The 23,590-nt window shown below is 69.8% G+C and carries 19 protein-coding genes; 8 read left to right on the forward strand and 11 right to left on the reverse strand.

The genetic code is table 11. From position 1 onward, the window contains the following. Position 1 precedes the first annotated feature (1 nt). The 3 genes from NC7_RS07940 to NC7_RS07950 all read right to left on the reverse strand — a co-directional run bounded on the left by NC7_RS07940 (position 2) and on the right by NC7_RS07950 (position 4,691). Positions 2-1,117, reverse strand: coding sequence for a type III PLP-dependent enzyme (locus NC7_RS07940; RefSeq protein ID WP_067980858.1), 1,116 nt, complete (start codon positions 1,115-1,117; stop codon positions 2-4). A gap of 103 nt (positions 1,118-1,220) precedes the next feature. Beyond that, a complete protein-coding gene (locus NC7_RS07945; RefSeq protein ID WP_067980860.1) occupies positions 1,221-3,716 on the reverse strand; it encodes a DEAD/DEAH box helicase in 2,496 nt (831 codons plus the stop codon). A 39-nt stretch (positions 3,717-3,755) separates the two neighbouring features. After that, positions 3,756-4,691, reverse strand: a complete 936-nt coding sequence (locus NC7_RS07950; protein WP_067980862.1) for a proteasome assembly chaperone family protein — start codon at positions 4,689-4,691, stop codon at positions 3,756-3,758. A gap of 193 nt (positions 4,692-4,884) precedes the next feature. Here NC7_RS07950 and NC7_RS07955 point away from each other — a divergent pair, with 193 nt between their 5' ends. Beyond that, complete coding sequence (locus NC7_RS07955; RefSeq protein ID WP_236573358.1) at positions 4,885-5,613, forward strand: sensor domain-containing protein; 729 nt, start codon at positions 4,885-4,887, stop codon at positions 5,611-5,613. A gap of 148 nt (positions 5,614-5,761) precedes the next feature. Beyond that, positions 5,762-6,919, forward strand: coding sequence for a DUF4192 domain-containing protein (locus tag NC7_RS07960; protein ID WP_067980865.1), 1,158 nt, complete (start codon positions 5,762-5,764; stop codon positions 6,917-6,919). A 23-nt stretch (positions 6,920-6,942) separates the two neighbouring features. Here the strand turns inward: NC7_RS07960 and galE are convergent, their stop codons facing one another. Beyond that, positions 6,943-7,923, reverse strand: coding sequence for a UDP-glucose 4-epimerase GalE (gene galE / locus NC7_RS07965; RefSeq protein WP_067980866.1), 981 nt, complete (start codon positions 7,921-7,923; stop codon positions 6,943-6,945). A 3-nt stretch (positions 7,924-7,926) separates the two neighbouring features. Further along, a complete protein-coding gene (locus NC7_RS07970; protein ID WP_067980868.1) occupies positions 7,927-8,613 on the reverse strand; it encodes an iron-dependent transcriptional repressor DtxR in 687 nt (228 codons plus the stop codon). Positions 8,614-8,742: 129 nt separating this feature from the next. Here NC7_RS07970 and NC7_RS07975 point away from each other — a divergent pair, with 129 nt between their 5' ends. Next, positions 8,743-9,984: an acetoin utilization protein AcuC gene (locus tag NC7_RS07975; protein WP_067980870.1), complete on the forward strand. Its 1,242-nt coding sequence runs from the start codon at positions 8,743-8,745 to the stop codon at positions 9,982-9,984. Next, the gene (locus NC7_RS30070) at positions 9,977-12,985 is read left to right on the forward strand and encodes a bifunctional acetate--CoA ligase family protein/GNAT family N-acetyltransferase (protein ID WP_084458144.1); all 3,009 of its coding nucleotides are present in this window, start codon (positions 9,977-9,979) and stop codon (positions 12,983-12,985) included. Before NC7_RS07975 ends, NC7_RS30070 begins: the two co-directional genes overlap by 8 nt. 346 nt (positions 12,986-13,331) lie before the next feature. On the opposite strand, the gene NC7_RS07985 is transcribed toward NC7_RS30070, so the two are convergent. From NC7_RS07985 to NC7_RS07995, 3 genes are all read right to left on the reverse strand, one after another. After that, positions 13,332-14,300: a sigma-70 family RNA polymerase sigma factor gene (locus NC7_RS07985; RefSeq protein ID WP_067492821.1), complete on the reverse strand. Its 969-nt coding sequence runs from the start codon at positions 14,298-14,300 to the stop codon at positions 13,332-13,334. Between the two features lie 168 nt (positions 14,301-14,468). Further along, positions 14,469-15,986, reverse strand: coding sequence for a DUF7782 domain-containing protein (locus NC7_RS07990; RefSeq protein WP_067981268.1), 1,518 nt, complete (start codon positions 15,984-15,986; stop codon positions 14,469-14,471). Between the two features lie 65 nt (positions 15,987-16,051). Continuing rightward, positions 16,052-16,777 (reverse strand): VOC family protein, encoded by a 726-nt coding sequence (locus NC7_RS07995; protein WP_067980872.1) that lies wholly within the window; start codon positions 16,775-16,777, stop codon positions 16,052-16,054. Between the two features lie 190 nt (positions 16,778-16,967). Here NC7_RS07995 and NC7_RS08000 point away from each other — a divergent pair, with 190 nt between their 5' ends. Beyond that, complete coding sequence (locus tag NC7_RS08000; RefSeq protein ID WP_373861231.1) at positions 16,968-18,308, forward strand: MFS transporter; 1,341 nt, start codon at positions 16,968-16,970, stop codon at positions 18,306-18,308. On the opposite strand, the gene NC7_RS08005 is transcribed toward NC7_RS08000, so the two are convergent. After that, a complete protein-coding gene (locus tag NC7_RS08005; RefSeq protein WP_084458146.1) occupies positions 18,288-18,698 on the reverse strand; it encodes a DUF3099 domain-containing protein in 411 nt (136 codons plus the stop codon). The genes NC7_RS08000 and NC7_RS08005 overlap by 21 nt on opposite strands. 84 nt (positions 18,699-18,782) lie before the next feature. Here NC7_RS08005 and NC7_RS08010 point away from each other — a divergent pair, with 84 nt between their 5' ends. After that, entirely contained in the window at positions 18,783-19,022 is a 240-nt protein-coding gene (locus tag NC7_RS08010; protein ID WP_067980875.1) for a DUF3039 domain-containing protein, read from the forward strand. Here the strand turns inward: NC7_RS08010 and NC7_RS08015 are convergent. Then, complete coding sequence (locus tag NC7_RS08015; RefSeq protein WP_373861236.1) at positions 18,992-19,954, reverse strand: YihY/virulence factor BrkB family protein; 963 nt, start codon at positions 19,952-19,954, stop codon at positions 18,992-18,994. The two genes, NC7_RS08010 and NC7_RS08015, sit on opposite strands and share 31 nt — an antisense overlap. Before the next feature lie 398 nt (positions 19,955-20,352). On the opposite strand from NC7_RS08015, the gene NC7_RS08020 reads away from it, so the two are divergent. Beyond that, positions 20,353-22,029: a DEAD/DEAH box helicase gene (locus tag NC7_RS08020; protein WP_067981272.1), complete on the forward strand. Its 1,677-nt coding sequence runs from the start codon at positions 20,353-20,355 to the stop codon at positions 22,027-22,029. 36 nt (positions 22,030-22,065) lie between these two features. Here NC7_RS08020 and NC7_RS08025 read toward each other — a convergent pair whose 3' ends face one another. Continuing rightward, positions 22,066-22,671 (reverse strand): TetR/AcrR family transcriptional regulator, encoded by a 606-nt coding sequence (locus tag NC7_RS08025; protein ID WP_067980877.1) that lies wholly within the window; start codon positions 22,669-22,671, stop codon positions 22,066-22,068. Positions 22,672-22,820: 149 nt separating this feature from the next. On the opposite strand from NC7_RS08025, the gene NC7_RS08030 reads away from it, so the two are divergent. After that, on the forward strand, positions 22,821-23,558 hold the full coding sequence (locus tag NC7_RS08030) for an SDR family NAD(P)-dependent oxidoreductase (protein WP_067980879.1): 738 nt from the start codon (positions 22,821-22,823) through the stop codon (positions 23,556-23,558). The last annotated feature ends 32 nt before the right edge of the window (positions 23,559-23,590 follow it).

Here is a 23,590-nt window from a genome sequence, read left to right on the forward strand (position 1 = left end):
CTCACTCTCGCTCAGCGCCCGAGACATGAACGGTCAAGGGCGGAAAACCATTGAAGGACACCGACGAATAACTCGCGGTATAGGCGCCGGTGTCGAGAATCTGGATCTGATCACCGGCTCGCAACGTGGTCGGCAGAAGGACCTTCGTGCGTTGATACAGTACATCGTCGCCGTCGCAGGTCGGACCCGCGACCACCGCCTCGCCCACCGGATCGCCGTCGCGATCGGTGCGGAAACGGTAGGCGATGTACTCGTTCTCCGTCTCGGCCATACCGTTGTATCGGCCGATGTCGAGATACACCCAGCGCCGCCCGTCCGGCGCGAAACGCACGCCGACGACCTCGGCGTGGATGGTGCCCGCGTTACCGACCAGGGCACGCCCCGGTTCGACGATCAGCTCGACCGACGCGGGCAGGAATTCGGCCGCGGCCTGTGCCGCGGCGGCCGCGATCGTGCCCGGTTCGGGCGCGGACTCGGCGTAGGAGAGCGGCAGGCCGCCGCCGATGTTCACCGCGGCCACGTGAATGTCCTTGTCCGCCAAGGCGTTCACGATCTCACCGGCCTGCTCGATACCGATCCGCCAGGCGGCCGGGTCGAGCTGCTGGGAGCCCACATGGAAGTACGGGCCACCGACACGCAGACTCAGATCGCGCGCCCGTACGAGCAACCGCAGGGCCTCGCCGGGCGCGCACCCGAACTTGGTGCCGAACGGGGTGCGCGACTCCGGTGCCGAGGACAGGAACCGGCACTCCACCTCCGCGCCGGGCGCGTGCTCGGCGAGGCGCTCGAGGTCGTCCTCGGTGTCGAAGGCGAACCGGCGCACACCCGCCGCGAAGGCGTAGGCGATGTGGGTGGCCTTCTTGATCGGATTGCCGTAGCAGAGCTTGTCCGCCGCGATGCCGAGGCGCACGCACTGGTCGATCTCGCCGACACTGGCGACGTCGAACTCGGCGCCCTCGGCGTCGAGCAGGCTCAGCAACTCGTCGACGGGAGCCGCTTTCACCGCGTACCTGATCCGGGTGCCCTGCTCGCGCTGCGCCGAGACGGCCGCGGCGAGGGTTCGGTAATTGGCACGTACCCGCTCGGGGTAGATGACAAGGTACGGGAATTCGGGCATAGTTGAACTTTCGGTCGGCGGCCGGGAGAGACTATCAGCGGCGCCTACCCAACAACGAATCCGTCAAACATTCGTCATATTGATCATATCGATCAGGTATGACTCAGCCCGCCGCTACCGTGACCTCGTCGAACACCACCTCGCCCGCGGCATCGGATTCCTCGAGGGCCACGATCGCCGTCAGTGCCCAGCCGTGGTCGCCCGCCGGGTCGTCGATCACCTGGCGCACATGCCAGAAACCGGGTCGTTGCTCCACCCGGAACAGTTGTGGGCCGCGCGCGTCGGGGCCGGTGCCGATCGAGTCGTACTCCTCGAAGTAGGGGGCGAACTCCTCGGCCCAGTCGGGACCGCCGAGCTGATCCAGGTCGTACCAGCGTTGCCGCGAGACCAGCTCCACCCGGCGGAACATGGCGTTGCGCACCATGATCCGGAACGCCCGTTCGTTGGCCGTGATCGGGCGCACCTGTTCGGCGCCGAAGGCCACCTGGTCGGTGTCGATCTCGGCGCCCGGGTTGGTGAGCTGCTCCCATTCGTCGAGCAGGCTCGAGTCGACCTGGCGGATCAGTTCGCCGAGCCATTCGGTGAGGTCGTCGAGTTCCTCGGTGCGCGCCGCGTCGGGCACGGTGCGGCGCAGCGCGCGGTAGGCGTCGGCCAGGTAGCGCAGCACCACCCCTTCGGAGCGGGTGAGCTCGTAGAAGGAGATGAGTTCGGCGAAGGTCATGGCGCGCTCGATCATGTCGCGCACCACCGACTTCGGTGACGGCGCGAACTCCGACACCCACGGGTGCCCGGCGCGATAGGTCTCGAACGCGGGCTCGATCAGCTCCGCGAGCGGCTTGGGCCAGGTCACCTCCTCGAGCAGCTCCATGCGCTCCTCGTACTCGATGCCCTCGGCCTTCATCTCGGCAACGGCGGCACCGCGCGCCTTGTGCTGCTGGGCCATCAGCAGCTGGCGTGGATCCTCGAGCGTCGCCTCGATCAGGGAGACGACATCGAGTGTGTAGGTGGGACTTTCGCGGTCGAGCAGCTCGAACGCGGCCAACGCGAACGGCGACAGCGGCTGATCGAGCGCGAAATCCCGTTGCAGGTCGACGGTGAGCCGTGCCATCCGGCCCAAGGCATCGGGCTCGGAGAGTTGTTGCACCACACCGGCATCGCGCAGCGAACGGTAGAGGCGAATGGCGCGCAGGATGTGTTTGCGTTGGGCCGGGCGCGGTTCGTGATTGTCCTCGAGCAGGTGCCGCATGGCGTAGAAGCAGTTGCCCGGCCGGGCGATGACATTGAGCAGCATCGAGTTGGTGACCGCGAACCGCGACACCATCGGTTCGGGTTGCGCGGCGACCAACCGGTCGAAGGTCTCCTCGCTCCACGACACGAAACCCTCGGGCGGCTTGCGACGCTGCACCTTTCGCTGCTTCTTCGGATCGTCGCCCGCCTTGGCGATCAGACGCGCGTTCTCCACCTCGTGCTCGGGCGCCTGCACCACCACGGTGCCCATGGTGTCGAACCCGGCGCGACCGGCGCGTCCGGCGATCTGATGGAACTCGCGGGCCTTGAGCCTGCGGGTGCGCACACCGTCGTATTTGGTCAGACCGGTCAGCAGCACGGTGCGGATCGGCACATTGATCCCGACGCCAAGAGTGTCGGTGCCGCACACCACCTTCAGCAGGCCGTCCTGGGCGAGTTTCTCCACCAGCCTGCGGTACTTGGGCAGCATGCCCGCGTGGTGCACGCCGATGCCGTGGCGGATCAACCGCGACAGGGTCTTGCCGAAGCCGGAGGCGAACCGGAACTCGCCGATCGCGGCGGCGATGGCGTCCTTCTCGGCGCGGGAGGCGAAGTTCACGCTGGTCAGCGCCTGAGCGCGTTCCAGGGCGGCGGCCTGGGTGAAGTGCACCACGTACACGGGGGCCTGATGGGTGGTGACCAGTTCCTCGAGGGTTTCGGTGATGGGGGTGCGCACGTAGGAGAACGTCAGCGGGACCGGGCGTTCGGTGCCCGCGACCACGGCCGTCGGCCTACCGGTGCGCTGTTCGAGGTCGGTGGCGAAGAAGTCGACCTCGCCCAGGGTGGCCGACATCAACAGGAACTGGGCGCGCGGCAGTTCGATGATCGGCACCTGCCACGCCCAGCCCCGATCGGGATCGGCGTAGAAATGGAACTCGTCCATCACCACCTGGCCCACGTCGGCGGCGGCGCCCTCGCGCAACGCCAGATTCGCCAGGATCTCGGCGGTGGCACAGACGATGGGCGCGTCGGCGTTCACCGCGGCGTCACCGGTGACCATGCCGACGTTCTCGGCGCCGAACACCTCGCAGAGCGCGAAGAACTTCTCGCTCACCAGCGCCTTGATGGGTGCGGTGTAGTAGCTGCGTTGCCCGTTGGCCATGGCGAACAGGTGCGCCCCGACCGCCACGAGGGATTTACCGGAGCCGGTCGGGGTCGCGAGAATGACGTTGGAGCCTGACGCCAGCTCCATCAGCGCCTCGTCCTGCGCCGGATACAGGGTGGTGCCCTGCTCGGCGGCCCACAGCGCGAACGACTCGTAGAGCGCGTCGGCGTCGGTACCGGGAATTTCGAGCAGGTCGGTCAGATCCACTCCGACCACCCTAGTGGTCGGGTGCGGCGCGACCGTGCGTCAGTCCCGTCCGGTGTCGTCGTAGCCGCCCTGTTCGGCCAGGAAACGCTCGAACTCCGCGCCGAGCTCCTCGCCGCTCGGTAGCTCGCCGTCACCGGCCAGCAGGCTGGACTGCCTCTCCTGGGCGGTGACGAAGCTGTCGTACTGGCGTTCCAGCGCCGCGACGACCGTCTCCACTTCCTCGTTGCCCGCGATGTGCTCGGCGACCTGCTCGCGCACCCGCGCGGCGGCCTCACCGAGCGCGGCCAGCGGCAGCTCGAGACCGGTGTTGTCGGCGACGCTCTCGAGCAGGGTCTGGGCGGCCTCGGGGTAATCGGTCTGGGCCAGGTAGTGCGGCACGTGCACGGAGAAACCGAGCGATTCGTGGCCGTGCTGGGCCATGCGGAACTCGAGTAGGGACGACGCGCTGCCGGGCACCTGCAGCTCACCGGGCCAGCGCTGGTGCTCCCCGATCAGTGATCGGTCCGAAGAATGCGCGGTGACGCCGAGCGGGCGGGTGTGCGGGATCGCCATCGGAATCGCCGACAGACCGATCGTGCGCCGCACACCGAGCTGTTCGGCCAGCAACCGCACCGCCGTGGTGAACTTCTCCCAGCGCAGATCCGGTTCGAGACCGGCCAGCAGCAGGAACGGGGTGCCCGCCGTGTCGCGCAGCGCCCACAGGTTCAGTTCGGGCTCGGCGTAGTCGGCGAAGTGGTCGGTCTTGAACGTCATGAGGGGGCGACGCGACCGGTAGTCGAGCAGCTCGTCCACATCGAACGACGCGACGAGTTCCGATTCCAGGCTCTCGCGCAGGTGCGTCGTGGCCAGGCGCACCGCGTGACCGGCATCGGTGAAACCTTCCAGCCCGTGCACCAGCACGGGACCGGCGCCGTCGTCCGCGGACAACTGCGGTGCCGGGAACTCCAGTTCGTACATGTGCGACTGGTCATCCATCGCGTTTCTCCTTCCTGCGCGGTCCACCAACGCTCGCGGCGGGGGAGGCTTCTCCATTGTCCCCCATGCGAGCACGACCGACGCACACGGCCGGAGGACGGCTCGTTCTGCTTCCAACAGTCACACCTGTCTCGACATTCCCACCGGCGTGGCGCGCGAGACCCGCTCGCGCCGGTGCGGCACAGTGAAGGGTGTGAACGTGGCGCGTACCTCGCTCAGCAGGGCCGTCGCGGCGACGGCGGGTCGTCGCCGGGTCGCGGCTTGCGCCGTGGTGATGGCGGGTGCGCTGACCGGGTGCGGGGAGCCGGTGAGCGGCATCCCGATCGCGGAGAGCGCCACCTCGATGCATCACGTCGACGCCGCACCCGCTGACCTGCTGCCCGCACCGCACCAGTTCCCGGCCGCCTATCCGGCGGTGGTCCTTCCGCCGCAGGCCGCCGTCGCGGCGGCGGAGGACCTCGACGGTGTCGGGATGGGCGCGACGGTGAGCCCGGTCGAGTGCACGCCGCCGGAGGCCGAGCTCGGCGCCGAGCCGCCCGCGGTGGCGGTCGGCACCGACGAGGCGAGCCGGGCCAGTCTCACCGTCGAGCTGTCGCGGACCACCGAACTGCTGGCCCGGGTGCGTGACCGGTTGCGTGCCTGCGAACAGATCCGGGTGCGCCGGGCAGGCGCGGGAACGACCGTCACCACCGAGGTCTCCGCACACGTTCCGGCAGGTGCCGACGAGGCGATGACCTTGCGGCGCAGGGTGATCCCGGATGTCGGTGGCGTCGGGCTGACGCAGACCATGTACACCTCGGTCGGCCGCGTCGGTGATATCCGGATCACCGTCACCTCGATGACTTTCGGTGCGGCTGAACCCGACAAGGCCGCGGTCGACCAGTTGTTCAGCACGACCGTGAGCACCGTCCGAACGCACTGATCGACCGCTAGCACGCGGCACCGACATCTCCGGGGCGTCGGAACCGGTGTCGGCGATGGTTGTGCACAGATCCACCGGTGTCCACAGGGCAGCGAAAAGCCCAGGTCGCGCGGTCGGTGCCGAGACGGCGGGCGAGGACGCTGAGGCCATGACCTCATCGACCGACCCGATCCGGCGGACCACCCGCACCGGCCCCTTTCCCCGGGCGCTCACCTGTGCCGAAACCGGACCCGGCTACCGGGACCTGCCCACTCCCGCCGTCCGCGTGGACGAGCCAGGTGATCTCATCGCCGCGCTCCCGGCGATGCTCGGCTTCGTTCCCGAACGCTCGCTCGTCGTCGCGGTGCTGCATCCGCACGCCACGGCCGCCGCCGCGATCGACGCGGTGGTGCGGTTCGACCTCGACACCGTCACCGATCCCGACCACTACGAGCACTTCCTCGACTGCCTCGGGTCGATCTGCCTGCGCGAACAGGCCACCGGGGTGTTCGCCGTCCTCGTCGACGACCGACGCCGATCCGTCTCGGCCACCGCCGCGCGGGGCCACGCCCTGCTCGCGGCGATCGGTGCGCAGGGAATCGAGGTCCGTGGGGCGTGGACGGTGCGTGCGATCGCCGCGGGCGCGCGGTACCGCAGTCTGCTCGGAACCGGCGGCGGCCTGGTGGCCGACCCGGATTCCTCGATCGTCTCGCTGTCCCATGTGCTCGACGGCAGGCAGATCCGTCGCTCCCGAGGCGAACTCACCGCGCTCGTCGAACCCGATGAGCAGATGTGCGCGCGGGTGCGTCGCGAGCTCGGGGCGGCCGTCGCCCGCTACCGTGGCGGGCTCGCGACGGCCGGACGGGTGGGGCAGACAGCGGTGTATCAGCGCCGGGCACTGGAGTGGGTGCTGTGGCAGATCGCCGACGCGGCCTCGGGTCCACCCCGCGCCGATCGCGAATTCGCTCGGCTGGCAGCCACTTTGCGCGATCGGGCGGTCCGCGACGCGCTGTACGGGCTCGCGGTCACCGACCACGCCGAGGCCGCCGAAGGACTGTGGGCACAGTTGGCGAGGGCGACCCCGGCGGGGGATCGCGCCGAAGCCGCCGCACTGCTCGGCTTCAGCGCCTACCTGCGCGGGGACGGGCCGTTCGCCGGGATCGCGCTGGCCGCCGCCGTCGACGCCGACGGTGACCATCCGATGGCGGTCCTGTTGGAAACGTCGCTGCAGTCGGGTCTTCGACCCGAACGTCTGCGCACACTGGCCGACTGCGGGCGTCAGATCGCCGCCGACCTCGGGGTCGATCTGGGACCGGTGCGGCCGTGAACGGGCCGCACCGGTCGGCCACCTCAGCGGGCGCTGTGCGCCTTGTCGCCGAGCGACCGCAGGAATTCCCAGGCGTCGGTGACGATCTCGTCGATGTCGTTGTGCTCGGGCGTCCAGCCCAGCTCGGCGATCGCCTGCTCACTCGACGCGATCAGCACCGCCGGGTCACCCGCGCGCCGGGGCGCGTCGACGGCTTCGATGGGCAGGCCGGTGACGCGCTCGCACGCCGAGATCACCTCGCGCACCGAGAAACCGGTGCCCGAACCGAGATTGAGAACGCGGTGCGTTCCCGGCTGCGACGACGCCAGAGCGAGCAGATGCGCCTGCGCCAGATCACGGATGTGGATGTAGTCGCGCACACAGGTGCCGTCCGGCGTCGGCCAGTCGGTGCCGTACACCGAGATGGCCTTGCGGTGACCGAGCGCCACCTGCAACACCAGGGGGATCAAATGGGTTTCCACCACACGGTTCTCGCCGAGCCCGGCGTAGGCACCCGCCACGTTGAAGTAGCGCAGGCTCGTCGCGGCCAGCCCGTAGGCCACCGCGTAGGAGGTGATGGCGTGGTCGATCGCCAGCTTGCTCGCGCCGTAGGGGTTGGTCGGGCGGGTGGGAGACGCCTCGGTGATCGGCACCTGTTCGGGTTCGCCGTAGACCGCCGCGGTCGAGGAGAACACCAGGCGGCCGGTGCCCGTCTCACGCATCGCGTCGAGCAGGGTCAGGGTCTTGGCCACGTTGCCGTGCCAGTACTTGGCCGGTTGTTCCACCGACTCGCCGACCAGCGACTGCGCCGCGAAATGCAGGACACCGTCGAAGGATTCGGCACGCAGCAGCGCCGGGGCCGCCTCGGCGATGTCGCCTTCGACGAAACGCGCGCCCGCCGGGACGCCGTCGGCGTTACCGGTCGACAGGTCGTCGACGACGACCACCTCGTTGCCCTGCTCGAGCAACACCGCGGCGCACACGCCGCCCACATAGCCGGCCCCGCCGGTGACCAGAAGTTTCACGGATCAGACCAGCCTCACCTGGACGGCGTGCGCCATCTCTTCGGACAATTCGAAACCGTGGTGCCCCGGCACCGTGATCAGCACCGCACCCGGCTTGGTCTCCACGGTGACGCGCGCGTCGGGAACCACACCGGCCTCGCGCAATCGCCCGATGACCTCGGGGTCGGTCTGGATGTGCTCGGCCAGCCTGCGGACGACCACCGCGTGCAGCGCGCCGTTGGGCAGGTCGGAGAGGCGGATGAGCTTCTCCTCCACCGGCGGCGGGTCGGCCAGGCCGAGTTCGTCGAGCCCGGGAATGGGGTTGCCGTAGGGCGAGGTGGTCGGGTGGTTGAGCACCTCGATCAGGCGCCGCTCCACCTCCTCGCTCATCACGTGCTCCCAGCGACACGCCTCGGCGTGCACGTTCTGCCAGTCGAGGCCGATGATGTCGACCAGCAACCGCTCGGCGAGGCGGTGCTTGCGCATCACCGCGACCGCCATCGCGCGGCCCTTGTCGGTCAGCTCGAGATGGCGGTCACCCGCGACGAGCAGCAGGCCGTCGCGTTCCATCCGCGCGACCGTCTGGCTCACCGTCGGACCACTCTGCTCGAGTCGCTCGGCGATTCGTGCCCGCAAGGGCACCACGCCCTCTTCCTCGAGGTCGTAGATGGTACGGAGGTACATCTCCGTGGTGTCGACCAGATCTTTCACCTGATAACCCCTTCGTCGGCACGATTCTACCCACGGGCGAACCCCGGTCCGTGCGCTGGACCGGCGGCCCTATTTCTACTGCATGTCAACGTCACACGGGGCCCGCTGCTTCCGGCTAGCGTGGCGAGCATGGTCACTGTGCCACCGAACCGAGCGCCGGGAACTCTCGTGTGGACCGAGCGATTCCTCGGCTACACCTGGAGCCCCGAGCATCCGATGAAACCGGCGCGCCTGCGGTTCACCATGTCGCTGGCCGACAGCCTCGGTCTGCTCGACGGGATCGAACCGCTCGCCCCCGCCGAGGCTACCCAGGGCGAGTTGATGCGCGTGCACAGCAGCGCCTATATCGAGGCGGTTCGCCGCGCCGGTGTGGGCCCGGCCACGCCCGAGGACAGCCTCTACGGCCTGGGAACCGCCGACAATCCGGTCTTCCCGCACATGCACGAGGCGGCGTCGGTGATCGTCGGCGGCACGCTGGCCGCGGCCCGCGAGATCGCGGCGGGCCGGACACGGCGTGCGGTGAGCATCGGCGGGGGGATGCACCACGCCATGCCGGACGCGGCGGCCGGGTTCTGCGTCTACAACGACGCCGCGATCGCCATCTCCTGGTTGTTGGACAACGGATTCGACCGGATCGCGTACGTGGATGTCGATGTCCACCACGGCGACGGTGTGCAGCGCGCCTTCTACGCCGATCCACGGGTTCTCACCGTGTCGCTGCACCAGCACCCGGCGACGCTGTGGCCGAACACGGGCTGGCCGGAGGAGACCGGGCTCGGCAGCGCCGAGGGCACCTCGATCAACCTGCCGCTGCTGCCGGGCACGCGGGATGCGCAGTGGCTGCGCGGTTTTCACGCGGTGGTGCCCGGTGCGATCGCCGCGTTCCGGCCACAGATCATCGTCAGCCAATGCGGGGTGGACACCCATCGTGAGGACCCACTCGCGGACCTGGAGCTGACCGTCGACGGTCAGCGCGCGGCCTTCCTCGCCATGCGCGAGCTGGCCGACCGCCACGCCGAGGGCCGCTGGCTGGCGCTCGGTGGCGGCGGTTACGGGGTGGTGCGGGTGGTGCCGCGCGCGTGGACGCATCTGCTCGCGGCCGCGCTGGATCGGCCGCTGGCACCGGAGACCCCGATTCCCGAGAGCTGGCTCGACCAGGTCCGCGCGGCGGCGCCACGGGTCACCCCGCCGACGACGATGAGCGACGGCGGCGACCCGACCTACCGTCCGTGGGACGGACCGGGCGGCGCCCCCGAGATCGGTGATCCCGACGAGGTCCGGGCCCAGCGTGCGGTCGACACCGCGATCTCGGCCACCCGACGGGCAGGTTTCGCGCTGCTCGGCCTCGACCCGGAGGACCCACGTGACTGAACCACTGCTACCCGACACTCCCGACACCCCGGCGAATCCGCCCGAGCCGCCACCGCAGTTGTTCGGCGATGTGCTCGCGGCCGACGGTGGGGTGGTGCGGATCCGCCCGATCGTGCCCGCCGATGCCGACGCGCTGGCGGACTTCCATGCCCGGCTCTCGGACCGCACCCGCTACCTGCGCTACTTCGGTCCGTATCCCCGGATCTCGCCGAAGGACATGTACCGCACCACCCATGTCGACTATCACGACCGGGTCGGGCTGGTGGCCGTGCTCGGCCCCGCGATCATCGCGGTGGCCCGCTACGAACTGCTCGACCGGCCGGGTCCGCGCGCGGCCGAGGTGGCGTTCGTGGTCGCCGACGAACACCAGGGGCGCGGCCTCGGCTCGATCCTGCTCGAGCATCTGGCGGGCGCCGCGGCCGAGAACGCGGTGGAGACGTTCACCGCCGAGGTCCTGGCCGAGAACGAGGCCATGATCACGGTCTTCCGCGATGCCGGGTACCAGTTGCAGCGCAGCCGCGACGGCTCCGAGGTGCACCTGGAGTTCGCGATCGACCCCACCGAAGCCCTGCGCACCGTGCGTGACGCCCGAGAGGCGGCGTCGGAGGCGCGCAGTGTCGGCAATCTGCTCGCGCCCGGTTCGGTGGCGGTGATCGGCGCCTCGCCGGAAACGACCCGAGTCGGCGGTGCCGTGCTGGCCAACCTGCTTGCCGGGGGATTCGCCGGGCCGGTGTTCCCCGTGAACCCGCACCGCCGGTCGGTGCGCGGGGTACGTGCCTACGCCACCGTCCGCGAGATTCCCGACGAGGTCGATCTCGCCGTGGTTGCGGTGCCGCCCGCCGCGATCGGGTCGGTGCTCGACGACTGTATGGCCAAGGGCGTCAAGGGACTGGTCGTGCTCACCGCCGGATTCGGGGAAACCGGGCCCGCCGGGTTGGCCGCCGAACAGGACCTGGTCGCCGCCGCCCGTGGACACGGGATGCGGGTCGTAGGGCCGAGCGCGCTCGGTATCGCCAACACCGACCCGGCGGTCGGACTCAACGCCACGCTCGCGCCGGTGCTGCCGCAGCGCGGGCGGATCGGCTTCTTCTGCCAATCGGGCCCGCTCGGCGCCGCGATTCTGGCCGAGGCCGCCACCCGCAACCTCGGGGTGTCGACGTTCGTCTCGGCGGGCAACCGCGCCGACGTGTCGGGCAACGACCTGCTGCAGTACTGGGACACCGCCGCCGACACCGAGGTGATCCTGCTCTACCTGGAGAGCTTCGGTAACCCACGGAAGTTCTCCCGCCTCGCCCGGCGGGTGGCCCGCGGCAAACCGATCGTGGCCGTGAGCAGCGGCAGATTGGCCGCCGGTGCCGACATGGATCGCACGGTGGTGCGCGACCTGTTCGCCCAGGCCGGGATCATCCAGGTGGACTCCATCTCCGAACTGTTCGACTGCGCCGCGCTGCTGGCCTGTCAGCCGCTGCCGCGCGGCCCACGCGTGGCGGTCGTCGGCAACAGCGCCGCCCTGAACTGGCTTGCCATCGACGCGGCCACCAGCGAGGGGCTGCGTATCCACCGCCCCGCCACCGCTGTCGATCGCGGCCCCGGCGCCCGACCCACCGAACGCGGACCGAGCGTTGCGCCGCGTCCGAGTGCTCGGCCAACCGAACGCGACACGGGTGGTACACCGATCGGCGTACCACCCGCCGGTGCCCGGCCGACCGAACGTGGCACGGGTGTGGTGCCTGCCGACGCGCCTCGTCGCGGTGCCGGTTCCAGCCGACACGAAGCGGGAGGAAGGGCGGCGGGTGCGACGCGCCCCGGCGGGGGGTCGGCTGATCGCGGACACGGTGGGGTGCCTACCGAGGGGCCGCGTCCGGGCGCTGGATTCGACGCACACGATGGGGCTGGTGGGCCGGTGGATCTGGGGCCGGAGGCGACTCCGGCCGACTACCGGGAGGCAGTGCTCGCGGCATTGCGCAGCGAGGATGTCGATGCGGTGATCGTGGTGGTCGCGCCGCCGGTGCCGGTGTCGATGGGTGGGTTCGCGGACGCGTTGCGGGCGGCCGCGGCCGCGGCACCGGACCGGAACAAGCCCGTGCTGACAACCTTCGTCGCCGAGTCCGGCATCCCCGATCTGCTCGCCGTACGCTCGACCGGCGGAGCGCCCGGTCGCGGGTCCATTCCGTCGTATCCGGACCCGGAACGCGCGGCGAGGGCGCTGGCCAGAGTCGATCGATACGCGCGGTGGCGGGATCGGCCGGTCTCACCGGTGGTGCGCCCGCCCGGTATCGACACCGCCGCGGCGACCGCGCTGGTCGAGCAGTGGTCGGCAGACTCACCCGGACGGTGGCTCACCGACGACGAGGCGGTGCGATTGCTCGAGTGCTACGGCATCGACATCGTCGACTTCCGGGCGGTGCGTGACGCGGACCAGGCGGTGGCCGCGGCCGAGGAGCTGGGTTATCCGGTGGCGGCGAAGGCGACCGGTGAACTGTGGCGACGCAGACCCGATCTGATCGGGATCCGGTTGGATCTGTGGGGGCCCGAGGCAGTCCGCCAGGCGTACACCGATCTGGTCGCGATCTGCGGTGACCCGCTGCTGCACGTGCAGAAGATGGCGACCAAGGGTGTCGGGTGCGTGCTGAGCGTCACCGACGACCCGTCGTTCGGTTCGGTCATCGAGTTCGGCCTGTCCGGCATGATCATGGACCTGCTCGGCGACCGTGCCTACCGCGCGTTGCCGTTGACCGCCGACGAAGCCGCCGCCCTGATCGACGCACCCCGCGCCGCACCACTTCTCTCGCCCGGTCCCGCGGGTCCCGGCGTCGACAAAGCGGCCATCATCGAGCTGGCCCAACGCATTTCGGCCCTCTTCGACGACATCCCTCAGATGCGCGAACTCTCCTGTGATCCCGTCCTGGCCGCACCCGGCTCCGCCGAGATCATCTACGCCCGCGCCCGCATCGGTCCCCAACCCACCCGCTTCGACACCGGCCCCCGCCGCCTCGCATGAGCTTTACGATGCCGACCACCGTGACCCGTCCGACATGCGTTGGGGCGGGTTATGGCCACCGTTTCGACTCCGGCTTCGCCAGCCGGGCGAGCGGCCACAACGGGACCGGCACGTGCTCGGCAATGATTCCGCTCGCTCCGTCACCCCGAGTGGGACGAGTCGCAGATGACATGGTGAACGGACAACGCCGACCGGTTCGCGACCCCGGAGGGGGATGGGAGTCACGGACACCGGTCGGCGTTTCGGAGGACGACCCCTGAGGGCCGTCGGGCTGGGGGCAGCGTCGGCGGTCACCGTCCGCGCGGAAGGCAGCGGCGGGTCTCAGCTCGGCGCCGACAGCGCGCGGTCAGCTCGCGTAGGCGCGCAGGCGGTCGGCGCGCTCACCCTTGCGCAACTTCGACATGACCTCGCGCTCGATCTGACGCACCCGCTCGCGGGACAGGCCGAACAGCTTGCCGATCTGGTCGAGCGTGCGCGGCTGACCGTCGTCGAGGCCGAAGCGCAGGCGGATGACCTGCTGTTCGCGTTCGTCGAGGGTGGCCAGCACGCTGCGGACGTCGTGGTGCAGCAGACCCGCGATCACGGCGCTCTCGGCAGAGGTGGCTTCGGAGTCCTCGATGAAGTCACCGAGCGGGGCCTCCTCGTCGTTGCCGACGGGCATGTCGAGGCTCACCGGGTCGCGGCTGTGGTCGAGCAGGTCGGCGATCTTCTCCACCGGGATGCCCGACTCGTTGGCCAGTTCCGCGTCGGTGGCCTCGCGACCGAGCTGCTGGTGCAGTTCGCGCTTGATCCGGGCGAGCTTGTTCACCTGTTCGACCAGGTGCACGGGCAGCCGGATGGTACGGCTCTGATCGGCCATACCCCGGGTGATCGCCTGGCGGATCCACCAGGTGGCGTAGGTGGAGAACTTGAAGCCCTTGGCGTAGTCGAACTTCTCCATCGCCCGGATGAGGCCGAGGTTGCCCTCCTGGATCAGGTCGAGCAACGGCATGCCGCGGCCGGTGTAGCGCTTGGCCAGCGAAACCACCAGACGCAGGTTGGCTTCGAGCAGGTGCGAGCGGGCGGCTTGCCCCTCGCGGACCAGAACGGCCAGATCGCGTTTGCGGGCGGCCGATAACCGCTTGCCGGTCTCGAGCAGGTGCTGGGCATACAGGCCCGCCTCGATACGCTTGGCCAGCTCGACCTCGTCGGCCGCCGTGAGCAGCGCCGTGCGGCCGATCCCGTTCAGGTACACGCGTACCAGGTCGGCGGCGGGGCTCTGGGCGTCGATATCGGACTCGCTGGGGCGCACTCGAGTAGTGGCGGGGCTTGTCATGACTTGCCTCCTGTCGGTGGTGTCTCACTCCGATCAACGGACCCGACTTACAGAAAGTTCCCGATCCCGCGCGCAATAAACCGCTCTGAGCTGCGGATTCATCCGTGCACGGCTGAGAAGTTCCTGAGAAGGACGCCGTCGTGGAACGCGTGCCCCGTCCGGCGCGGTCTACACCGGCCGAATCAATCCGTGACGGACGAGACCGGCGACCACGCCCAGCGCTCGGGCCGCGAACTCGGGGGTCACCTGCTCGGCTCCGTCGGCGAGCGCGAGCAGTTCGATCAGCTCGTACAACGGCAGGCCGTCGGCTCGCATTCCCGCGACCAGGGCCACCGTCGACTCGTCGACCTCGTGCTGCCAGCGCGGACCGTCGCCGCGGTGCAGTCGTGCCACCTGCTCGGCCCAGCCGTCCTCGCCCGGCAGGTACACCCGTTCCAGTGCGGTCGCCTGGCTCGGCGCGAAACGGGAACGCCAGGCCAGGTTCTCGTCGGCGGCGACCGCGCGCAACCAGGCCGACCGGGCGAAGTAGTCGCCCACCTCGGTCCCGAGCGGGTCGTCGAAACCGTGTGTGAGGTCCTCGGCCAGCAGCTCGGTCGGGCCGTCGATCCTGCGCAGATAGACGAACCCGAAGCCGATGCCGACCACGTCGGCGGCGTCGAAGGCGTCGAGCCAGCGGGTGGCGCGTTCCTGTGCCGCCGGGTCGCGCGGGTCCAGGCCCGCGTCGCGCAACCAGGTGCCCACGTAGAGGCCGGGATCGGCGACGTCGCGTTGCACCACCCAGGCGTCGACACCGTGCGCGGGCAGCCACGACGACACCCGCTGCCGCCAGTCCTGCCCGTCCACGTGCACCCAGGCGGCGAGCATGGCCGCGGTACCGCCGGGTGCGAGCAGTTCGGCGGCCTGCCCGATCACCAGTTCGCTCGCCCCGTCGAGCGCGAGCCCGGAGTCCCGGTAGGTGTGTTCGATGCGGGCGGGCCCGACGACGAACGGCGGATTGGCGACGATCTGATCGAAGCGTCTGCCCGCCACCGGCTCGAACCACGACCCTTCGAGCAGTTCGATCTCGAGTTCGTTGAGCGCCGCGGTGGCTTCGGCCAACCAGAGTGCGCGCGGATTCACATCGGTGGCGGTGATGGTGTCCGCGTACGCGGCCGCGTGTACCGCTTGGACGCCGCACCCGGTGCCCAGATCGAGGACGGTGCCGACCGGGTCGGTGGGGGTGGCCCGCAGCAGCGAGAGCGAGGCGTGGCCGACGCCGAGAACGTGCTCCTCGGTGAGGGTTCGCCGCCGCATCGAGTCGTCGAGGTCGGACAGGATCCAGCGGTTGCCGTGGCCCGCGTCGAGCGGTCGCAGATCGAGGGCGGCGCTCACGCCTTCACCGTTCCTGACGAGCAGCCCGGCCGCGACGGCGTCAACGATGCGCACCGGGGCCAGCGCGGCGGCCACATGGGGTTCGGGCAGCGGGTCGCCGAGCAGCAGCAACCGGATCAGGGTGCCGAGTTCTCCGGCGTCGCGTGCGGCGCGGCGCACCGGCACCGGCTCCGAACGCCCCAGTGCCGCGTGCACATCCGGTCCGAGGGCGTCGACCAGCCCGTCGGCGGTGTAGTCGACCCTGGTCAGCGCCGTGCGCAGAGCCGGGCACAGTGCGGTGAGCAGGGAACCGGTGGTGGTGGGGTTCGTAGGCACCCGACCACTCTGCCAGCCCGGGCGAATCACGGAACCACCCACCCGGAGGGGATGATTCGGGCAGGTCAGGACGGTTTGCGCGAGGTGACGCAGTACGGGATGCCGCTGGGGTCGGTCAGAACGACCCAGAACTCCTCGTCGACGAGTCGGGTGGCGCCCAGTGATTCGTGCCAGCTCGCGACGGCGGACATATCGGTTGCCGCGAAATCGATGTGGGCGCCGGGGTGACGAGGCTCGTCGAGACGTTGCAGCAGGAACCGCAGTGGCTGCCCGGGATCGCGTAGCCGCGTGAACTCCGGCCGCCGCGTCGACTCCGGGGACCACCCGGTGAGCGCCTGCCAGAACGTGGTGTCGGAATCGAGGTCGGTCGGTGCGAGGTCGAGACAGATCTGGTCCAGTGCCGCGACGTTTCCGTCGGGCGCGGTGACGTGTGTCCTCGCCGAGGGCGGGGGCGAGGGGTGCGCGGGCGTGAAGCAGAAGGTCTGCCCCGCAGGCGATTCCAACACGGTGTAGTCGGGATCGACCAGCACGACCTGGGCGCCGAGCGCCGTCGCCTCGGCCACCGCGGCCGGAATGTCGTCCACATCCAGGTCGAGATGGATCCCCCCGTCCCCACCCACCCGCTGCATCTTCACCCAGGCGGGCCCGCTCGACGGCAACAAGGTGACGAATTCCCCGTGCGCCCCGCGCGGCGGCGACACGGTCGACCCGGTCACGGTTGCCCAGAACCGCACACAATCGTCGAAACCGACCGCGGGCCGGTCGATGAACGCCCAGGTCCAACGAATCACGCTGTCTCCCTGTCTGATCGGTAGCCCCGCTCAACACGGTTGTCACGTACTCGCGGGCCTGGCTCCCTTCGCACGGTATGCCGTGCGCGCCACGCTGTCGACCGAGTCGCCGGACCAATTGGCAGGATATCGGCGGAACATGTCACTGCGGCCACTCGTTGAAATCGGGAAGTTGCGTCACACTCATCCGGTGACCGACCTGCGCCCACTCACCGGGGAGAGCCCGACCGAGCCCGAACCGGTGGTAGTCGACCGGGTCGTCGACGAATCGCCCCGACGCCGTCCGCATCCCGCCTGGATCGTCGCGGGCGTCGGCTTCGTGGCGTTGCTCGGTGCGGCGGCGTTCCGGTCGGTGCCCAGTGTGTTGATCCAGCCGCTGCACGACGAGTTCGGTTGGTCGCACGCGACGATCTCGGCGGCCGTCTCGTTGAACATGCTGCTGTACGGCCTGATCTCGCCGTTCGCCGCGGCGCTGATGGACCGCTTCGGCATCCGCCGGGTGGTGTGCGCGGCGCTGGTGCTGATCGCGGCGGGTGCCGGGCTCACGGTGTTCATGACCCAGGCATGGCAACTCGTCGCGACCTGGGGTCTGCTGGTCGGTATCGGCGTCGGGTCGATGTCCATGCCGTTCGTGGCCACGATCACGGGCCGCTGGTTCGTGCGCAGCCGGGGCCTGGTGACGGGCATTCTCACGGCGGCGGGCGCGACCGGACAGCTGGTTTTCCTGCCGCTGGTGTCGGTGCTCGCCCGCGATCACGGCTGGCGCGTGCCGTCGCTGATCGTGGCGGCCGTGGCGCTGTCGGTGGCGCCGCTGGTGTGGTTGTTCGTCCGCGACTACCCCAGCGACGCGGGTGTGCGCGCCTACGGCGCCGGACCGGAGTCGGACGTGGGTGTCCGGCGCCCGGTCGCCGGGGGAGCGGGCCGGGCGCTGCGGGTGCTCGCCACCGCCGCCCGCAGGCCCGGATTCTGGTTGCTCGCAGGTGGTTTCGCCGTGTGCGGCGCCTCGACGAACGGTTTGGTCGGCACCCATTTCGTCACCGCCGCCCACGACCACGGGATGCCGCCGACCACGGCGGCCGGACTGCTGGCGCTGGTCGGCGTCTTCGATGTGGCGGGCACCATCGCCTCGGGCTGGCTGTCGGATCGGGTCGACCCGAGGTATCTGCTGCTCGGCTACTACTCGCTGCGCGGCCTGTCGCTGCTGATCCTGCCGTCCCTGCTCGGTCCGCACACCCAGCCGAGCATGTGGGTGTTCATCGTGTTCTACGGCCTGGACTGGATCGCGACGGTGCCGCCGACGGTGCTGCTGTGCCGGGAACTGTTCGGCGCCGACGGTCCGATCGCCTTCGGCTGGGTCTTCGCCGCCCACCAGGTCGGTGCGGCGATCGCGGCGACCGGTGCGGGCTTCGTCCGCGACCTGAACGGCTCCTACGACCTGGCCTGGTACGTGGCGGGCGGCCTGTGCGGCGCGGCGGCGCTGATGTCGATCCTGATCAGACGGCCCGCCCGCTCACTCGAGGGCCTTGCGTGAGCGTGCCTCGAGGGCGATCTCCTCGCGGCGCCCGTCCCAGCGACTCGGCTCGTCCTTGGTGCGCGGCGGCCGGTCGTTGGCGATCAGTACCGCGACCCACGGCAACGGCACCGACGCCGCGATGATGAGGATCGAGATGAGCGGGTTCTCGAACACGCTGTAGGCGACGGCCGCCAGGATCAGGCACGGGATCCGGAAACCCATGATGAGCATGTAGCGGCGCACCCGGGCGCGATGCTGCTCGTCGAGCGAGGTCGCGGCCTCGGTGATGAGGACCGGGTGCTCCCTCGAATCACGGAAGAACCCCCGGGCGGCACCTGTGCCCGGCAGGTGCACTTCGGGTTCCGGGGTCGGATCACCGGCGCCGGGGGACTCGCCGTTGGACTGCATGCCTCCGAGTCTTCCACTTGCCGTCGCCGGACGCACACGCGGCTGGTCAGCGAGGCGGTGCCCCGATGCGGCATCATGGAAGGCATGAGTACGGACACTCTGGTACGCCCGGAAACCACGACCGACGAGACGACCGGTGACGACGTCCCCAAGTTCTTCCACTACGTGAAGAAGGACCGGATCGCCGAGAGTGCCGTGATGGGCACCATGGTCGTCGCGCTGTGCGGTGAGGTGTTCCCGGTGACCCGTTCGCCCAAGCCGGGTTCGCCGGTCTGCCCCGACTGCAAGAAGGTCTACGACCGCTTGCGCAAGGGCGGCGACTGAGCCGATTCCGCTGACGTCGGCGCCTCGGTGGGGGCGTCGGCGTCTTCGTCGTCGCCGAGCACCTGACTGGTGATCCACTCCTTCACCTGCTCGATGCGGGTGGCGCGCGCGGGCCAGAACTCCTGCACGGCCGCGTTGAACTCCGCGCCGAGGATCACCGCGAAGCCGAGGAAATAGGTGAACAACAGGAACGCGATGGGGGTGGCGAGCGCGCCGTAACTCACCCCGGTGCCGGTGATCCAGGACAGATAGCGGCGCAGCAGGTCGCTGGCGGCCATGAAGAACACCCCCGCGACCAACGCCCCGGCGAACAACCGGTGCCACGGCAGCGACTTGTGCAGCGCGAGTTTGTACAGCGTGGTGAGTCCGACGATGAGCAGCAGACCGACGATCGGGTAGTAGAACGTGTCGATCACGCGCAGCCCCGGTTCGCGCCAGGTGTCGGGCAGTACCCGGCCGATCCGGGTCGGCCCGAGCGCGATCATCGGCAGCAACAACACCGCGGCGACCAGGAACTGCACATACAGCAGCAACGCGAAGATGCGCTGCCACACCGGATGCCGGGCGTCCTGCTGACCGTGCGCCTCGACGATCGCGTCGACGAAGGTCGCCATGGCCGAGGACCCGGCCCACAGCGACAGCACGAAACCGAACGACACCACCGCGCCCCGGCCGCGCCCGAGCACATCGTCGACGGTGGGTTCGATGAGGTCCGACACCACCGACGGGCTGAAGAAGTCCCGGCTGAAGGCGATGATCTTGGCTTCCACGATCTGCACGGTGTCGGGCCCGAACAACCCGCCCACGTAGCCGAGGCTGCCGAGCAGACCGAGCAGCAGCGGCGCCAGCGACAGCGTCTGCCAGAACGCCGCGGCCGCCGACTTGGCGAAAATCGAGTTGTCCCAGCACTTGTGCGCGACCCGAACGACCAGCCGCCACGCCGTCCGCGACCAGGACAGCCACCGCGCGTGTTCGCGCGGATGTTGCCCGCTGGGCACGGGTACGGCTACAGCGCCGCCCCGTCCCGGGGTGGGCGGCGGGTACGCGGCATCGGTCGCGTCGGCCTCGTTGTCGCTCATGTCGCTGTCCAGCATCCCGCACCGATGTCGACCGTGGGGGACGGGACGAGCATCGTGTCGGTGGGTAACAGGTAAATGGCCGGTGACCTCGGCCGGGATGTGACGCCCGTCGCGCACGCCGCGTCGGTGTTGGCGACACGCCCTCCCGGGCGGCTAGGGTCGTCTGCGTGACTGGGTCGGGTGGCGTCGCTGCGGCGAGAGAAGCGGGTACACCGGTCGATTCGGCGGCGGGTGGTGCCTCGGGTGGTTCCCTGCGTGCGTGGCAGCGCCGTGCCCTGACGAAATACCTGGCCACCAGGCCGCGCGACTTCCTCGCGGTGGCCACGCCCGGCGCCGGTAAGACCACCTTCGCGCTGCGGGTTGCCGCCGAGTTGCTGGCTGATCGGACGGTGGACCAGATCACCGTCGTCGCGCCGACCGAGCACCTCAAGCACCAGTGGGCCGCCTCGGCGGCGCGCTCGGGGATCCAGCTCGACTCGCGCTTCTCCAACTCCACCGGCGGCACCTCCGGCGATTACCACGGTGTGGTCGTCACCTACGCGCAGGTCGCCGCGCATCCCACCCGGCACCGTGTGCGCACCGAGAACCGCCGCACCCTGGTGATTCTCGACGAGATCCACCACGCGGGCGACGCCAAATCGTGGGGTGAGGCCACCGAGGAGGCCTTCGGCGACGCCACCCGTCGTCTCGCCCTGACCGGAACGCCGTTCCGCAGCGACGATTCCAAGATCCCCTTCGTCACCTACGAACCCGACGAGTCCGGTTTCCCGAGGTCGCGTGCCGATCACTCCTACGGTTACGCCGACGCTCTCGCCGACGGCGTCGTGCGCCCCGTGGTGTTCCTCGCCTATTCCGGTGACGCGCACTGGCGCGACAGCGCGGGCGAGGAGCACACTGCCCGCCTCGGTGAACCGCTCAGTGCCGAACAGACCGCGCGTGCCTGGCGCACCGCGCTCGACCCCGCCGGTGACTGGATCTCGGCGGTGCTGCGCGCGGCCGACACCCGGCTGCGGCAGCTGCGTTCCTCGGGCATTCCCGACGCGGGCGGCCTGGTCATCGCCACCGATCAGGAACGGGCCCGCGACTACGCCGAACTGCTGGAACACATCTCCGGTGAGCGCCCGGCGCTGGTGCTCTCCGACGACCCGCAGTCCTCGCAGCGCATCGGCGAGTTCGCGAGCAGCACCCAGCCGTGGATGGTCGCGGTGCGCATGGTGTCCGAAGGCGTCGACGTGCCGCGCCTTGCGGTGGGCGTGTACGCCACCAGCGCCTCGACGCCGCTGTACTTCGCCCAGGCCATCGGACGTTTCGTGCGTGCCCGCAGGCCGGGGGAGACCGCGAGCGTGTTTCTGCCGTCGGTGCCGGTCCTGCTCGATCTGGCCGCGCAGCTGGAGTTGCAGCGCGACCACGTGATCGGCAAACCGCACCGCGAGAAGAACGCCCTCGACGACGAACTGCTCACCGAGGCGAACAAGACCAAGGACGAGCCGGGCGAGGAGGAGAAGTCCTTCGTCGCCCTGGCCGCCGACGCCGAACTCGACCAGGTGATCTACGACGGATCCTCGTTCGGGACCGCCACCTTCGCGGGTAGCGACGAGGAAGCCGACTACCTCGGCATCCCCGGCCTGCTCGACGCCGATCAGATGCGCGCACTGCTGCGTGACCGTCAGTCACGTCAGATCTCCGAACGCAGCGCCGCCGTCGCCGCACCGCAACCGGCCGCCGTGGCGGAGCGGGTGGCGACCTCGGACAAGCTGGGTGAGTTGCGTCGCGAACTCAACAGCCTCGTCGCCATGCACCACCACCGCACCGGCAAGCCGCACGGCGTGATCCACGGCGAGCTCCGTCGCGAATGCGGTGGCCCGCCGACGGCTTTGGCCACCGCCGACCAGCTGACGGAACGCATCGCGGCGCTGCGCCGACGGTAGCGGTCCCGCGCGTGGGCGGTGCTCGGCTCGGCGGATCTACGCCGCGCGGGCGGCGTCGAGAATGTCGAGGGCGGAGTCGGCGGCGGCGGTGAGTTCAGCGCGGCTCACGCCGTCTCGGGCCTGGACGGACAGCCCGTAAAGAACTGTGCTGAAGAACGCGGCGAGGGCCGTGGTGTCGGTGCCTGGTTTCAGATCGCCCTCGATCACGCCCCGCGCGAGGCGGGCACCGATGTCGGCCGCCGTGCGTCGACGTGCCTCGGTGAGGAACTCGCGCACCGAGGCATTGCGGGTGGTGTAGGTGGCGCCCGCGAGGACCACCATGCAGCCCTGCGGCAGGCCAGGATCGGTGTACATGGCGATGTTGTCGTGCAGCATCGCCGCGATCGCGGCGTAGGCGGTGGGTTCCTCGCGCAGCGCCCGTGCGGTGCGTGACCCCTCGGCGCGGCCGTAGAGTTCCACGGCTTCCCGGAACAGCGTCTCCTTGTCGCCGAACGCCGCGTAGAGGCTGGGTGAGTTGATGCCCATGGCGGTGGTCAGGTCGTTCATCGATGCGCCCTCGTAGCCGCGTTCCCAGAACACCTCCATGGCTCGACGCAAGGCGAGGTCCCGGTCGAAGGCGCGGGGACGACCACGTTCTGCCATGGGAAACCTTTCTGTGCCGATCGGTAAATATACCGCGACGATGCGGGTCGCGCATTTCTGTGTCGATTGACAAGAAAAACCTTGACGAGGGGTGGCCAGATGCGCTTCGCTCGTTATGTATCGATCACTACAGAATTGGAGCAGCTTCCATGCCGCACAGCACCACCGTCGCCCTGGTGACCGGCGCCAGCCGGGGAATCGGCGCCGCCATCGCCCGCAAACTCGCGTCGACCGGCGCCGATGTGGCGTTCACCTATCAGCGCGACGAGGTCGCCGCGAAGACCGTCGCCGCCGAGATCGAGGCCATGGGCAGGCGCGCTCTGCCGATCCGGGCCGACAGCGCCGACGCCGACGCCGTCGTCGCGGCGGTCGACCGGACCGCGCGCGAACTCGGCGGCCTGCACGTGCTGGTGAACAACGCGGGCATCTTCCCGGCCAAGCCGTACGCGGAGTTCACCCTCGCCGAGATCGATCACGCGCTCGCCGTCCACGCCAGGGCGCCCTTCGTCGCGGGCCAGGCCGCGCTCGCCCATCTCGGCGACGGTGGGCGCATCATCTCCATCGGCTCGAACCTCACCGACCGCGCGCTGTTCGACGGCCTCGCCCTCTACAACCTGAGCAAGTCGGCGCTCAACGGCTACACCAAGGCGCTGGCCAGGGAACTCGGTCCGCGCGGTATCACCGTCAACCTCGTCCAACCCGGCCCCACCGACACCGACATGAACCCGGCCGCCGGTGATCACGCCCACACTCAGCGAGAGTTCAACGCGCTCGGCCGTTTCGGCGCCCCGGACGACATCGCCGACCTGGTCGCCTTCCTGGCTGGACCGTCCGCTCGCACCATCACCGGGGCGATCATCACCGCCGACGGCGGAACCAACGCCTGACTCGGGCACACCGCACCCCCGCCGACGAGCTC

It is taken from the genome of Nocardia caishijiensis NBRC 108228 (assembly GCF_001612825.1).
Lineage (GTDB): Bacteria > Actinomycetota > Actinomycetes > Mycobacteriales > Mycobacteriaceae > Nocardia > Nocardia caishijiensis.

Coding starts and splice junctions, on each gene's coding strand:
- NC7_RS07940 (WP_067980858.1), bottom strand. CDS start 1,117: ATGCCCGAATTCCCGTACCTTGTCATCTACCCCGAGCGGGTACGTGCC.
- NC7_RS07950 (WP_067980862.1), bottom strand. CDS start 4,691: ATGGATGACCAGTCGCACATGTACGAACTGGAGTTCCCGGCACCGCAG.
- NC7_RS07960 (WP_067980865.1), top strand. CDS start 5,762: ATGACCTCATCGACCGACCCGATCCGGCGGACCACCCGCACCGGCCCC.
- NC7_RS07975 (WP_067980870.1), top strand. CDS start 8,743: ATGGTCACTGTGCCACCGAACCGAGCGCCGGGAACTCTCGTGTGGACC.
- NC7_RS07985 (WP_067492821.1), bottom strand. CDS start 14,300: ATGACAAGCCCCGCCACTACTCGAGTGCGCCCCAGCGAGTCCGATATC.
- NC7_RS08005 (WP_084458146.1), bottom strand. CDS start 18,698: ATGCAGTCCAACGGCGAGTCCCCCGGCGCCGGTGATCCGACCCCGGAA.
- NC7_RS08010 (WP_067980875.1), top strand. CDS start 18,783: ATGAGTACGGACACTCTGGTACGCCCGGAAACCACGACCGACGAGACG.
- NC7_RS08025 (WP_067980877.1), bottom strand. CDS start 22,671: ATGGCAGAACGTGGTCGTCCCCGCGCCTTCGACCGGGACCTCGCCTTG.
- NC7_RS08030 (WP_067980879.1), top strand. CDS start 22,821: ATGCCGCACAGCACCACCGTCGCCCTGGTGACCGGCGCCAGCCGGGGA.